A 13,466-nucleotide genomic window follows, 5' to 3' on the forward strand; every position below is an offset into this window, starting at 1 on the left:
GCTGGATCACCTGATCGGGTGGTCCAGCCTTTCTCGCTTCAAGTTACGGCTTCCCGCCCGCCCCGACCGAATCAGCCATGGCCACAAAACGCGACTACTACGAGACCCTCGGCGTTCCCAAGAACGCGAGCGAGGAGGAAATCAAGAAGGCTTATCGCAAGCTTGCGATGAAGCACCACCCGGACCGCAACCACGGCGACACCAGCAAGGACGCCGAGGCCAAGTTCAAGGAGGTCAAGGAAGCCTACGAAATGCTGTCCGACGGACAGAAGCGCGCGGCCTACGACCAGTATGGCCACGCCGGTGTCGACCCGAACATGCGCGGCGGCCCCGGCGCTGACGGCTTCGGCGGCTTTGCCGAGGCCTTTGGCGACATCTTCGGCGACGTGTTCGGCGGCAGCCGTGGCCGCACCAGCGGTGGCCGCCAGGTGTTCCGCGGCAGCGACCTGAGCTATGCCATGGAAGTCACGCTGGAAGAAGCGGCCGAAGGCAAGGAAGCGCAGATCCGCATCCCGAGCTGGGACGACTGCGGCACCTGCCACGGCTCCGGCGCCAAGCCCGGTACCAAGCCCATTACCTGCACAACCTGTCACGGTGCTGGAGCAGTGCAGATGCGCCAGGGCTTTTTCAGCGTGCAGCAGACCTGCCCCACTTGCCACGGCAGCGGCAAGATCATTCCCGAGCCCTGCGCCGTGTGCCATGGCCAGGGAAAGATCAAGAACAACAAGACGCTCGAGGTCAAGATTCCGGCCGGCATCGACGACGGCATGCGCATTCGCAGCACCGGCAACGGCGAACCGGGCACCAATGGCGGGCCGCCCGGCGACCTGTACATCGAGATCCGCCTCAAGAAGCACGAGCTGTTCGAGCGCGACGGCGACGACCTGCATTGCGTGGTGCCTGTCAGCATGACCACGGCGGCGCTGGGCGGCGAGATCAGTGTGCCCACGCTCAAGGGTGCCGCGGCCATCGACATTCCCGACGGCACCCAGAGCGGCAAGCAGTTCCGCCTGCGCGGCAAGGGCATCAAGGGCGTGCGTTCGAGCTATCCGGGCGATCTGTACTGTCACGTGCGCGTCGAAACGCCGGTCAAGCTCACCGAGCACCAGCGCAAGCTGCTGAAGGAGCTCGACGATTCCTTGAAGAAGGGCGGCGACAAGCACAGCCCGACCGACAAGGGATGGTTCGACAAGGCCAAGGAATTCTTCAGCTGAGAAGAAGCACCTGAATGCGGCAGGCGCACGTCGCTGCGCCCTGCTGCTTCGCCTTCTGCCCGGCGCCCTTCAATGGCCGGCGCAGCACCGATTCCCCAGATTTTTCAAGCAGTTAGAAGCGGCCGCACGGCCAGGCTTCGGCGTCTTGGGCCTTCGCGCACGCGAACGGTGCCTGCCGACCTTGTTCGGTGCTGCGCACCATGACGCCCCCTCCCTCAGAACCACGCTGACCGCGCCTTGGCGCGCTTTCCCACGCTCGCATGCGCAACATGCCCATCAAAAGATGGCGCGGGGATTGCTTTTATATTTTTTTCGATTGAGCAATAAACCCAAACAGGATGCGGCGCGTTATTGGTGATGTAACAGCTTTGAGCCGCTCGATGCTCTTTAGGAGGTGTGTTCGCGGAAAAGATGCAATGACTGCATATGCCGATCGCCATAGGTATTTTCACTGGGCGGAAGGGTCGCGCGAAGTTCGATTGCCGAACCCTGAAATTTAGCTGGAATTGCCAAATGCTGCGGGTTTTTCTCAGGAACTTTACTCGGCACTGTGGTTCTGATTTAACAAAGAATTTTCCGGGTGCACTCTTTGCTTTATGCTGTTTGTGAAGATGTGATTTAGGGAGTTTTCCACGGCTTGCAGCCATGGGCGGGCACACCTTTAAAAAGTTGCGACGCGTTAAGGCTGCAGGCCTTCGGGACCGATAAACCCGCAGACCTGATGGAGGCGTGACCATGGATGTGATCAGCAACTTTGCCGCCCGTTACGAGCGCACCCGCGAGGAGGTCCTGTCGCTGCAGGACTACCTGGATATTTGCAAACGCGATCCCACAGCGTATGCCACTGCTTCCGAGCGGATGCTCAAGGCCATCGGCGAACCCGAGCTGGTCGACACGCGCAACGATTCCCGGCTGTCGCGAATCTTCGCGAACAAGGTCATCAAGATCTATCCGGCGTTCAAGGAGTTCTACGGCATGGAGGACGCCATCGAGCAGGTGGTGTCGTACTTCAGGCATGCCGCCCAGGGGCTCGAGGAGAAGAAGCAGATCCTCTACCTGCTCGGTCCCGTCGGCGGCGGCAAGAGCTCGATCGCCGAGCGCCTGAAGCAGCTCATGGAGCACGTGCCGTTCTATGCCATCCAGGGTTCGCCGGTCAACGAAACGCCGCTGGGCCTGTTCGACGCCGTCGAGGATGGTGAGATCCTCGAGAAGGAATACGGCATTCCCATCCGCTATCTCAACCGCATTCTTTCGCCCTGGGCCGTCAAGCGGCTCGAGGAGTACGGCGGCGACATCCGCCAGTTCAAGGTCGTCAAGCGCTACCCGTCGGTGCTGCGGCAGATCGCAGTCGCCAAGACCGAGCCGGGCGACGAGAACAACCAGGACATTTCTTCGCTGGTCGGCAAGATCGACATCCGCAAGCTCGAGACCTATGCCCAGGACGACCCCGACGCCTACGCCTATTCGGGCGGCCTGTGCCTGGCCAACCAGGGCCTGCTTGAGTTCGTGGAAATGTTCAAGGCGCCCATCAAGGTGCTGCACCCGCTGCTCACGGCCACGCAGGAGGGCAACTTCAAGGGCACCGAAGGCTTTGGCGCCATTCCGTTCGACGGCATCGTGCTGGCGCACAGCAACGAGAGCGAATGGAAGGCCTTCCGCAACAACAAGAACAACGAGGCTTTCCTCGACCGGATCTACATCGTCAAGGTGCCCTACTGCCTGCGCGCCTCGGAAGAAATCAAGATCTACGAGAAGCTGGTGCGCAACTCCTCGCTTGCCAAGGCGCCGTGCGCGCCCGGCACGCTGCGCATGATGGCCCAGCTCTCGGTGCTCACCCGCCTGAAGGAGCCCGAGAACTCCAGCATCTACAGCAAGCTGCAGGTGTACGACGGCGAGAACCTCAAGGACACCGACCCGAAGGCCAAGTCGATCCAGGAATACCGCGACTACGCCGGTGTCGACGAAGGCATGAGCGGCGTCTCCACGCGCTTTGCCTTCAAGATCATCTCGAAGGTGTTCAACTTCGACAGCTCCGAGGTAGCCGCCAACCCGGTGCACCTGATGTACGTGCTCGAGCAGCAGATCGAGCGCGAGCAGTTTCCGCCGGAAACCGAGCAGAAGTACATCAGCTACATCAAGGAGCTGCTGGCGCCGCGCTATGCCGAGTTCATCGGCAAGGAGATCCAGACCGCCTACCTGGAGAGCTACAGCGAATACGGCCAGAACATCTTCGACCGCTACGTGACCTATGCGGACTACTGGATCCAGGACCAGGAGTTCCGCGACGTTGACACCGGCGAAGTGTTCGACCGCGCCTCGCTCAACGCCGAACTCGAGAAGATCGAGCGGCCCGCGGGAATCGGCAATCCGAAGGACTTCCGCAACGAGATCGTCAACTTCGTGCTGCGCGCGCGCGCCGGCAACGCGGGCCGCAACCCCGCCTGGACCAGCTACGAAAAGCTGCGCGCGGTCATCGAGAAGAAGATGTTCTCCAACACCGAGGAACTCCTCCCGGTGATCAGTTTCAACACCAAGAGCAGTGCCGACGAGCAGAAAAAGCACGAGGACTTCGTGACCCGCATGGTCGAGAAGGGCTATACGGCCAAGCAGGTCCGGCTGCTCTGCGAGTGGTACCTCCGGGTGCGCAAGAGTTCATAGCGACAGTTCATAGCGGCGAGGCACAGGCTTCGCCCCCTTTTTTGCAAGGAGCTTTGACATCATCGTGGCCATCCTGCAGCAGATCATCGACCGCCGGCTTTCGGGCAAGAACAAGTCCATTGGCAACCGCGAGCGCTTTCTCCGGCGCTACAAGGGGCAGATCCAGGAGGCCGTGCGGCGCGCGGTCAGCGGGCGCAACATCCGCGAACTGGAGCAAGGCGAAGATGTCACCCTGCCGCGCCACGACGTGTCCGAGCCCTTGTTCGGCCATGCGCGCGGCGGAGACCGCGAGTACGTGCACCCGGGCAACCAGGAATACCTGAAGGGCGACCGCATCGCGCGGCCCGAAGGGCAGGCCGGCGGTGGCTCGGGCAATGGCGAGGCCGGGGACGGCGGCGAAGGCGAAGACGACTTCGTGTTTCGCCTCACGCGCGAAGAATTCATGCGCGTCTTCTTCGACGACCTTGCGCTGCCGCACCTCATCCGCACGCAGATCGCCGAGGTGCCCGAATGGAAGAGCCACCGGGCAGGCTTCACGAGCGACGGCTCGCCCAACAACCTGCATGTGGTGCGCTCGATGCGCGGCGCCCTCGCCCGGCGCATTGCACTGGGCGGCGAGCCGCGCAAGGAGCTGAAGCGCCTCGAGGCCCACCTGCTGACGCTGAGGTCGCACCCGCAGGCGGCGCAGGGCCTGATCAAGAATGAAATCCGCGAAATCGAAGAGCAAATCGACGAGATTCGCCGCACCATGCGGCACGTGCCCTACATCGATCCCATCGATCTGCGCTACCGCAACCGCGTGAAGACCCCCGTGCCCAGCGCCAAGGCTGTGATGTTCTGCCTCATGGACGTGTCGGGATCGATGGACGAGGCGCGCAAGGACATGGCCAAGCGCTTCTTCATGCTGCTGTACATGTTCCTCACGCGCCACTACGAGAGGATCGACCTCGTGTTCCTGCGTCACCATACGCAGGCGCAGGAAGTGACCGAGGAAGAGTTCTTCCACGCCACGGAAACCGGCGGCACCGTGGTGTCTAGCGCGCTGGTGCTCATGGACGAGATCATCAAGGAGCGCTACCCGAGCGGCGAATGGAACGTCTACGGTGCGCAGGCCAGCGACGGCGACAACTGGCACCAGGACAGCGGCCGCTGCCGCGAGCTGCTGGTCGACCACATCCTGCCGGTGGTGCGCTACTACGCCTATGTGCAGGTCGCGGAAACCGAGCAGAACCTGTGGCAGGAATACGCGCAGCTCGAAGGCATACAGCCCAACTTCGCGATGCGCAAGGTGTCGGACGCGCGGGACATCTACCCCGTGTTCCGCGACCTCTTCAAGAAGGAAGGAGTGCCCGCATGACTTCCGAGCACCCTCCCCTCGAACGCCTGGAGCGCCTGCCCAGCCCTTCGGACTGGACCTTCGACCTCATCGAGACCTACCACACCGAGATTGCGAAAACGGCCAGGGGCTTCGGGCTCGACGTGTATCCGAACCAGCTCGAGGTGATCACCGCCGAGCAGATGATGGACGCCTATGCCAGCGTCGGCATGCCCATGATCTACCGGCACTGGTCGTACGGCAAGCAGTTCATCGCCACCGAGAAGAACTATCGCCGCGGCCACATGGGGCTGGCCTACGAGATCGTCATCAACTCCGACCCGTGCATTGCCTACCTGATGGAAGAAAACACCATGGCCATGCAGGCCCTGGTGATCGCCCATGCGGCCTACGGCCACAACAGCTTCTTCAAGGGCAACTACCTGTTCCGGATGTGGACCGACGCGTCCTCGATCATCGACTACCTCGTCTATGCGCGGCACTACATCGCCGAATGCGAGGAGCGCCACGGGCTCGACGCAGTGGAGCAACTGCTCGACTCGTGCCACGCGCTGATGAACTACGGCGTCGACCGCTATCGCCGTCCGCAGAAGCGCTCGCTGGCAAGGGAAGGCGCGCAGCGCGCCGAACGCGAGCGCCACATGCAGCAGCAGGTCAATGACCTTTGGCGCACCCTGCCCCGCAAGAGCGAGCAGGCCGCGGAGTCCGACGCGTCCCGCCGCTTTCCTTCGGAACCGCAGGAGAATCTGCTCTATTTCTTCGAGAAGAATGCCGCGCTGCTGGAGCCCTGGCAACGCGAAGTGGTGCGCATCGTGCGCAAGATCGCGCAGTATTTCTATCCGCAGCGCCAGACGCAGGTCATGAACGAGGGCTGGGCCACCTTCTGGCACTACACCCTGCTGAACACCATGTACGACCGCGGCCAGCTTGCCGACGGCTTCATGATGGAATGGCTCAGCTCGCACACCGGTGTGATCTTTCAGCCGCCCGTCGGGCATCGCGCCTACAGCGGCATCAACCCCTATGCGCTGGGCTTCTCGATGTTTACCGAGCTGCGGCGCATCTGCCAGAACCCGACCGAGGAAGACCGCCGCTGGTTTCCCGATTTCGCGGGCACCGACTGGGTCAAGACGCTCGACTATGCCATGCGCAATTTCAAGGACGAGAGTTTTGTGGGCCAGTTCCTGAGCCCGAAGACCATGCGCGATTTCAGGCTGTTCGCGATCCGCGACCACCAGAGCGAGCCCGAGCTCGAGGTGTCCGCCATTCACGACGACAGTGGCTATCACCTGCTGCGCGAATCGCTGTCACGCCAGTACGACATCGGCAGCAGGGAGCCCGACATCCAGGTGTGGAACGTCAACATGCGCGGCGACCGCGCCCTGACGCTGCGCCACACGCAGCGCAACAACTTGCCGCTGCACGACGATGCGGAAGAAGTGCTGAAGCACGTCGCGCGGCTGTGGGGCTTCGACGTTCACTTGGAGAGCGTCGACGCACAAGGTCACATCAGCCGCAGTTGGAAGGCCGCGGCGCCCAAGCAGACCGACTGATCGCTGCCCAGCTGGCGCGGCTGGTGCCCGGGCTCAGGGCACCAGCGCCGCGATGGCCAGCGTGTAGCCTTTCACGCCAAGACCCACGATGATGCCGCGCGCCGCCGGCGAAATGTACGAGCGGTGGCGAAACTCCTCGCGCGCGTGCACGTTCGAAATGTGCAGTTCGATCAACGGCACGCTCGCGCCCTTGATGGCGTCGTGCAGCGCGATCGAGGTGTGGGTGTAGGCGCCCGGGTTCATCACCACGCCGAGCATGTTGCCTGCGGCCACCTCGCGGCCCGCCTCGTGAATCCAGTCGATCAGGACGCCTTCGTGGTTCGACTGGCGGCATTCGATCTCGACACCGTGCTTTGCGCCCGCCTCCGCGCACAGGCGCTCGACGTCGGCCAGCGTGTCGCGCCCGTATTGCTCTGGTTCGCGCGTGCCCAGCAGGTTGAGATTGGGGCCGTTGAGGACGAGTATTTTCTTCATGATGATGGCGGTCGGAGCGAGCCGCCATTATGGGCGAGCCCCATCGCAATGACTTGCGATAAGGTAACGCGAATCATGAGCGCAGACAGCAGCATTTCAACCTGGCACCCGGTGGCCCGCTCGGCCGAGCTGCGCCTCGGTGCCAACATCGTCGCCGGCTTTGCAAAGGGCCAGGAGTTCGCGCTCTGGCGGTCGGCGGACGGCGCACCTCAGGCATGGGAGAACCGCTGCCCGCACCGCAGCGTGCGCTTCACGCTGGGCCACGTGATGAAAGACCGCCTCTCCTGCGCCTACCACGGCTGGCAATACGCCGCGGGCAGCGGCCAGTGCACCCAAATTCCCGCGCACCCCGACATGCCGCCGCCGCGCAACGTCTGCGCGAAGGTGTTCAGCGCGGTCGATGCGGCCGGCATGCTGTGGGTCCATCTCGCTGACGCGGAGCCGCCGCCTCTGCCGCGGGACGACGCCGTTCCCCCGGGGTGGTCGTTCTGCCGCACGCTCGCCGTTCGAGCCGATGCGGCGGGTGCGCGCGATGCACTCGCGGCACGCGGTTTCAGCGCGGATGCGTCTCTGCCCGCCATGCGCGGCGCACTCGATCACATCGATGCCGTGGCGCTGGTGCTCGATGCCCAACCACGGCTGGCCTTCATCCACCTCTGGACCGATGCCGCGCCCGGCACCGAAGCGATGAAGGCGCTGCACGTCGCCGCACGCGGCCTGCGCGGCGAGATCGAGGCACGGCAGCCGGCCGCCTGAGCGAAGAAAAAAAAGCCCATGCCCTTCATCACCGACGACCCCAACATGCTCGACGACTGGCTGGTCGCCGGCTCCGCCGCCGCGCTGGCCGGCAGCTCCGAAGCAAAGCCCCGCGCAGCACGCCTGCTCGGCGAAACGCTGCAGCTTTGGAGCGATGCGGCCGGCACGCCGCAATGCCGGCTGGGTTCGCAGGCGCTGGCCGTCCAGTCGCGCCACGGCTATCTCTGGGTCTGCCCCAGCGGCAAGCCCGTGCGGCCGCTGTTCGATTTTCCGGAGTTTGGCGAAGCCGGGCGCCGCATCGTCGATTGCGGCGGCATCGGCGTGGCCGTGTCGGGACTGCGCGTGATCGAGAACTTTCTGGACATGGCGCACTTCCCCTTCGTGCATGCCGACATCCTGGGCAAGGTGCCGCACACCGAGGTGGCCAGGTACCAAGTGCAGGTCGACCCCGGCACGGGCGAGATCTGGGCCACAGACTGCCGCTTCTGGCAACCGCGCGCGTCGGCGGCTCACGACAGCGGCAGCGAGGTGCTCTACAAGTACCGGGTGATGCAGCCGCTCACCGCCATGCTCTACAAGTCGAGCTCGCGCAACGGCGAGCTCGATGCGATCGGCCTGTTCCTGCAACCGCTGGATGACGAACACGTGATTGCCCACACGCTGCTGGCCTGCTACGACGACACCTCGACCGATGCCGAGCTCATCGCGTTCCAGCACACGATCTTCGGCCAGGACAAGCCGATTCTCGAAAATCATGCCTTCAAGCGCATGCCGCTCGAAGGCCGCGCCGAGACGCCGACGCGCGGCGACACCTCCTCCGTCACCTACCGGCGCTGGCTGCGAGAGCGCGGCATGCGCTTCGGTGTGAGGCAGCCCGAATGATCCGGCTCTACGACTATGCGCTGTCTGGCAACTGTTTCAAGGTGCGGCAGATGCTCGCCTGGCTGGGCCTCGACTACGAGAGCGTGCCGATCGACTTTCATCCGGGACGCGAGCACAAGTCGGCCGCGTTCCTGTGGCACGTCAACCCGCTCGGGCAGCTGCCGGTGATCGATGACGACGGCTTCGTGCTGCGCGATGCGCAGGCCATCCTCGTCTACCTCGCGAGCAAGCACGACACGCAAGGCCGCTGGTACCCGGGCGATCCGCGGTTGCGCGGCCAGATCGCGATGTGGTTCGCCACCGCCGACGAAATCACCCGCACCGCGTCGGCGGCGCGACTTCACGATGTTTTCGGCTACGAGCATCTCGACATCGAAGCCTGCCGGCGCGGCGCCCATGTGGTCTTTCGACTGCTCGACGACCACCTGGCCGAGCGCGCGAGCGGCGGGCTCCAATGGCTGGCCGGTCCGCACGCCACCGTGGCCGACCTGGCCTGCTTTCCGTACGTGGCGCTGGCCGGTGAAGGCGGAATATCTCTTGACGAATATCCGGCGTTGCGACGCTGGGTCTGGGACTTTCGACACCTGCCCGGTTTCATCGGAATGTCGGGTATCTTTGCCGCGACTCCAGCCTGAACGCGGTCTGGGTATCCTTGCCTCTCCCATCCCCTCTTTGCCCTGAAGCCCCATGAAAACCAAAGCTGCCGTCGCCTGGAAATCCGGAGACCCCCTCACCATCGAAACCGTCGACCTCGAGGGCCCCAAGTTCGGCGAGGTGCTGGTCGAGATCAAGGCCACCGGCATCTGTCACACCGACTACTACACGCTCTCCGGCGCCGACCCGGAAGGCATCTTCCCCGCCATCCTCGGCCATGAAGGCGCGGGCATCGTGGTCGACGTGGGCCCCGGCGTCACCACGCTGAAAAAGGGCGACCACGTCATTCCGCTCTACACGCCCGAATGCCGCCAGTGCAAGTTCTGCCTGTCGCGCAAGACCAACCTCTGCCAGCTGATCCGCGGCACGCAGGGCAAGGGCCTGATGCCCGATGCCACTTCGCGCTTCAGCCTGGACGGCAAGCCGATCTTCCACTACATGGGCACTTCGACCTTCAGCAATTACACGGTCGCCCCCGAGATCTCGCTGGCCAAGATCCGCGAGGACGCCCCCTTCGACAAGGTCTGCTACATCGGCTGCGGTGTGACCACCGGCATTGGCGCCGTGATCTTCACGGCCAAGGTGGAAGCCGGCGCCAACGTGGTGGTGTTCGGCCTCGGCGGTATCGGCCTGAACGTGATCCAGGGCGCCAAGATGGTGGGCGCCGACAAGATCATCGGCGTCGACCTCAACCCCGAGCGCGAGGCCATGGCGCGCAAGTTCGGCATGACGCACTTCCTCAACCCGAAGGATCACGAGAACATCGTCGATGCCATCGTCCAGCTGACCGACGGCGGCGCCGACTACAGCTTCGAGTGCATCGGCAATACCAAGGTGATGCGCCAGGCGCTGGAGTGCACGCACAAGGGCTGGGGCCGCAGCATCATCATCGGCGTGGCCGAAGCGGGTGCGGAGATCAGCACGCGTCCGTTCCAGCTGGTCACCGGCCGCAAGTGGGAAGGCTCGGCCTTCGGCGGCGCGCGCGGCCGCACCGACGTGCCGAAGATCGTCGACTGGTACATGGAAGGCAAGATCAACATCGACGACCTGATCACGCACACCATGCCGCTCGAAGACATCAACAAGGGCTTCGACCTGATGAAGCGCGGCGAATCCATCCGCGGCGTGGTTCTGTACTAGCCCCCTGAAGAAAACGCCCGCCATGAACCGCATGGAGCCCTTGCGCAAGATCGAAGCGGGCGTTCTGGAAGTCGCGTACTTCGAAGCCGGCCCCGCGGATGGCCCGCCCGTGCTGCTGATGCACGGCTTTCCCTACGACATTCATACCTACGCCGAAGTGGCGCCAATGCTCGCCGGCCAGAGCTGCCGCGTCATCGTGCCCTACCTGCGAGGCTACGGCGCCACGCGCTTCCTGAGCGATGCCACGCCGCGGTCGGGCGAACAGGCCGCGCTCGGCGCCGACCTGCTCGCGCTGCTCGATGCCCTCGCCATTCCGCGCGCGGTGCTCGCTGGCTACGACTGGGGCGGACGCGCCGCCTGCGTGGTGGCGGCGCTGTGGCCCGAGCGCTGCGCGGGGCTGGTCTCGTTCAACAGCTACAACATCCAGGACATCGCGAAGGCGATGGAGCCCGACACGCCCGCGAACGAGCACAGCCTCTGGTACCAGTACTACTTTCACAGCGAGCGAGGCCGCGCCGGGCTGGCGAAGGACCGCAAGGCCCTCACCCGCCTGCTGTGGCAGCTGTGGTCGCCCACGTGGAAGTTCGACAACGCCACCTTCGAGCGCAGCGCCGCCGCCTTCGACCACCCCGACTTCGTCGACGTGGTGATTCACTCGTACCGGCATCGGTTCGGGCTCGTTGCGGGCGACCCGGCCTACGGCTACATCGAGCGCCGTCTGGCCGCACAGCCGGCGATTGCCGTGCCCACCATCACCTTCGACGGCCTCGACGACGGGGTGCGTCCGCCCGCCGACGCGTCGGCCCATTCGCACCGCTTCAGCGGGCCGCGCTCGCACCGGCTGGTGCCCGGCGTCGGCCACAACATGCCCCAGGAGGCGCCGCGCATCTTTGCCGACGCCGTGCTCGAACTCGTGCCCGCACTCCACAACAACACCGCCCGATGACCGACATCCTCAAGACCCTTTCCGAGCACCATGCCTTTGGCGGCGTGCAAAGCTTTCACGAGCACGCCTCGCACGAAATCGGCCTGCCGATGCGCTTCTCGGTCTACCTGCCGCCGCAGGCCGCGAACGAGCGCGTGCCGGCCCTGCTCTACCTCGCGGGGCTGACCTGCAATGAGGAAACCTTCGCGGTAAAGGCCGGCGCGCAGCGCATGGCCGCCAGCCTGGGCCTGGCGCTGATCGCGCCCGACACCAGCCCGCGCGGAAGCGCCGTCGAAAGCCTGCCCGGTGCCACCGCCAACTGGGACTTCGGCATTGGCGCAGGCTTCTACCTCGACGCCACCGAAGCGCCCTGGTCCGCCCACTGGCGCATGGAAAGCTGGATCGTGCACGAGTTGCTGCCCTTCGTGGCGCGGCACTTTGCCATCGACGACCAGCGCCTGGGCATCTGCGGCCATTCGATGGGGGGCCACGGCGCGCTCACGCTCGCGCTGCGGCACCCCGGGCGCTTCAAGTCGCTGTCGGCGTTCGCCCCCATCTGCGCACCCACGCAATGCCCGTGGGGCGAAAAAGCGTTCAGCGGCTACTTGGGCGAGCCGGGCGGCGACCGGGCGCAGTGGCTTGCGCACGACGCCAGCGCATTGATGAAATCGCAGATCGCCGCGCCCTACCCCCAGGGCATCCTGATCGACCAGGGGCTCTCCGACAAATTCCTTGCCGAGCAACTCCACCCGGAGGCCTTCGAGGCGGCCTGCTTTGCCGCCAGCCAGCCCGTCACGCTGCGCCGGCACGCGGGCTACGACCACGGCTACTACTTCATCCAGACTTTCATGGCGGATCACATCGCGCACCACGCACAAACACTCAACGGTTGAACGGCTGATCGACCTTGGCGTAAGGGCGCCGTATCATGGAGCGCATATGTCCGCAGCACAGATTCCTGCCTTCCATTTGCGCTCCCGCGACGGCGCCGCCGAAGAGAACCTGGTGCTCGCCGGCATCTGGCGCCGGGCCTGGATCGCGGCCAACCGCAGGGCCACCGTCATCGAGCCCATCACGCATTGGCTGCGGCGCGTGCAAACCGAATTCGTGCCGCCGGCCGACGTGGTACTGGCCGAGCGCGAAGGCCAGGTCCTCGCTTTCATGGTGCTGCTGGCGCGTCGCGAATACGTGGCACAGCTCTTTGTCGAACCTCATCTGCGCAACCAGGGTCTCGGACAGGCGATGCTCGACGAAGCCAGCGTGCGCATGCCGTTCGGCTGGAAGCTGCACGTGGCCACCAGCAACACCGCGGCGCAGCGCTTCTACGAGCGCTACGGCCTGGAGCGCGGCGCTGTCGACCGGCACCCGTCCAGCGGGCGCGAACGGGTCGCCTACCATTGGTATCCGACGAGCCCGCCGCGACAGCCGCGACGCATTGGCTGAGCTCTTTCTCCCCCGTTTCTCATGCGCATCGATCACATCGCCCTCTGGACCACCGACCTCGAACGCTGCAAGCGCTTCTACATCGACTACTTCGGCGCCACGGCCGGCGCGGGCTATGTCAATCCGGCCAAGGGCTTTGCGTCCTGCTTCCTGAGCCTGGGCGACGGTGCCCGGATCGAAGCGATGACCACCCGCACGCTCTCGCCCGTGCCTGCCGAACCCGGCGCCCAGCGCATGGGCTGGACGCACCTGGCGATCAGCGTGGGTTCCGATGCGGCGGTGGACGCGCTCACGCAGCGCCTCCAGGCTGACGGCTACCCGCTGCTCGACGGACCGCGCCGCACCGGCGACGGCTACTACGAAAGCGTGGTGCTCGACCCGGACGGCAACCGCATCGAGATCACCGCATGAGCCCCCGCCCGGCCAATGAG

General features: G+C 64.8%; 13 protein-coding genes. 12 read left to right on the forward strand and 1 reads right to left on the reverse strand.

Features of this window, described 5'->3' with window-relative positions; all coding sequences use genetic code 11:
* Positions 1-77 precede the first annotated feature (77 nt).
* From dnaJ to BLR24_RS02630, 4 genes are all read left to right on the forward strand, one after another.
* Positions 78-1,214, forward strand: a complete 1,137-nt coding sequence (gene dnaJ / locus BLR24_RS02615) for a molecular chaperone DnaJ (RefSeq protein ID WP_093012124.1) — start codon at positions 78-80, stop codon at positions 1,212-1,214.
* Positions 1,215-1,949: 735 nt separating this feature from the next.
* Positions 1,950-3,872 (forward strand): PrkA family serine protein kinase, encoded by a 1,923-nt coding sequence (locus tag BLR24_RS02620; RefSeq protein ID WP_093012796.1) that lies wholly within the window; start codon positions 1,950-1,952, stop codon positions 3,870-3,872.
* A 64-nt stretch (positions 3,873-3,936) separates the two neighbouring features.
* Positions 3,937-5,229 carry a YeaH/YhbH family protein gene (locus BLR24_RS02625; protein WP_093012127.1) on the forward strand — a complete coding sequence of 431 codons (1,293 nt, stop codon included), beginning with the start codon at positions 3,937-3,939 and terminating at the stop codon, positions 5,227-5,229.
* Positions 5,226-6,761: a SpoVR family protein gene (locus BLR24_RS02630; protein ID WP_093012130.1), complete on the forward strand. Its 1,536-nt coding sequence runs from the start codon at positions 5,226-5,228 to the stop codon at positions 6,759-6,761. Before BLR24_RS02625 ends, BLR24_RS02630 begins: the two co-directional genes overlap by 4 nt.
* A gap of 33 nt (positions 6,762-6,794) precedes the next feature.
* Here BLR24_RS02630 and aroQ read toward each other — a convergent pair whose 3' ends face one another.
* The gene (gene aroQ, locus BLR24_RS02635; protein WP_093012133.1) at positions 6,795-7,235 is read right to left on the reverse strand and encodes a type II 3-dehydroquinate dehydratase; all 441 of its coding nucleotides are present in this window, start codon (positions 7,233-7,235) and stop codon (positions 6,795-6,797) included.
* Between the two features lie 75 nt (positions 7,236-7,310).
* On the opposite strand from aroQ, the gene BLR24_RS02640 reads away from it, so the two are divergent.
* From BLR24_RS02640 to BLR24_RS02675, 8 genes are read left to right on the forward strand one after another with little or no spacing between them, the layout of a single operon-like run.
* Positions 7,311-7,991, forward strand: coding sequence for a Rieske 2Fe-2S domain-containing protein (locus BLR24_RS02640; RefSeq protein ID WP_093012136.1), 681 nt, complete (start codon positions 7,311-7,313; stop codon positions 7,989-7,991).
* 18 nt (positions 7,992-8,009) lie between these two features.
* Positions 8,010-8,873, forward strand: a complete 864-nt coding sequence (locus tag BLR24_RS02645) for an aromatic ring-hydroxylating oxygenase subunit alpha (RefSeq protein ID WP_093012139.1) — start codon at positions 8,010-8,012, stop codon at positions 8,871-8,873.
* The gene (locus tag BLR24_RS02650; RefSeq protein WP_093012142.1) at positions 8,870-9,508 is read left to right on the forward strand and encodes a glutathione S-transferase family protein; all 639 of its coding nucleotides are present in this window, start codon (positions 8,870-8,872) and stop codon (positions 9,506-9,508) included. Before BLR24_RS02645 ends, BLR24_RS02650 begins: the two co-directional genes overlap by 4 nt.
* Positions 9,509-9,560: 52 nt before the next feature.
* Positions 9,561-10,667 carry an S-(hydroxymethyl)glutathione dehydrogenase/class III alcohol dehydrogenase gene (locus BLR24_RS02655; RefSeq protein ID WP_093012145.1) on the forward strand — a complete coding sequence of 369 codons (1,107 nt, stop codon included), beginning with the start codon at positions 9,561-9,563 and terminating at the stop codon, positions 10,665-10,667.
* A gap of 22 nt (positions 10,668-10,689) precedes the next feature.
* Entirely contained in the window at positions 10,690-11,613 is a 924-nt protein-coding gene (locus BLR24_RS02660; protein ID WP_093012148.1) for an alpha/beta fold hydrolase, read from the forward strand.
* Positions 11,610-12,485 carry an S-formylglutathione hydrolase gene (gene fghA, locus BLR24_RS02665; protein WP_093012151.1) on the forward strand — a complete coding sequence of 292 codons (876 nt, stop codon included), beginning with the start codon at positions 11,610-11,612 and terminating at the stop codon, positions 12,483-12,485. The genes BLR24_RS02660 and fghA overlap by 4 nt, the downstream gene beginning before the upstream one ends.
* 46 nt (positions 12,486-12,531) lie before the next feature.
* On the forward strand, positions 12,532-13,035 hold the full coding sequence (locus BLR24_RS02670; protein WP_093012154.1) for a GNAT family N-acetyltransferase: 504 nt from the start codon (positions 12,532-12,534) through the stop codon (positions 13,033-13,035).
* A 21-nt stretch (positions 13,036-13,056) separates the two neighbouring features.
* The gene (locus tag BLR24_RS02675) at positions 13,057-13,446 is read left to right on the forward strand and encodes a VOC family protein (RefSeq protein ID WP_093012157.1); all 390 of its coding nucleotides are present in this window, start codon (positions 13,057-13,059) and stop codon (positions 13,444-13,446) included.
* Positions 13,447-13,466: the final 20 nt, after the last annotated feature.

It is taken from the genome of Variovorax sp. OV700 (assembly GCF_900099805.1).
GTDB lineage: Bacteria > Pseudomonadota > Gammaproteobacteria > Burkholderiales > Burkholderiaceae_C > Variovorax.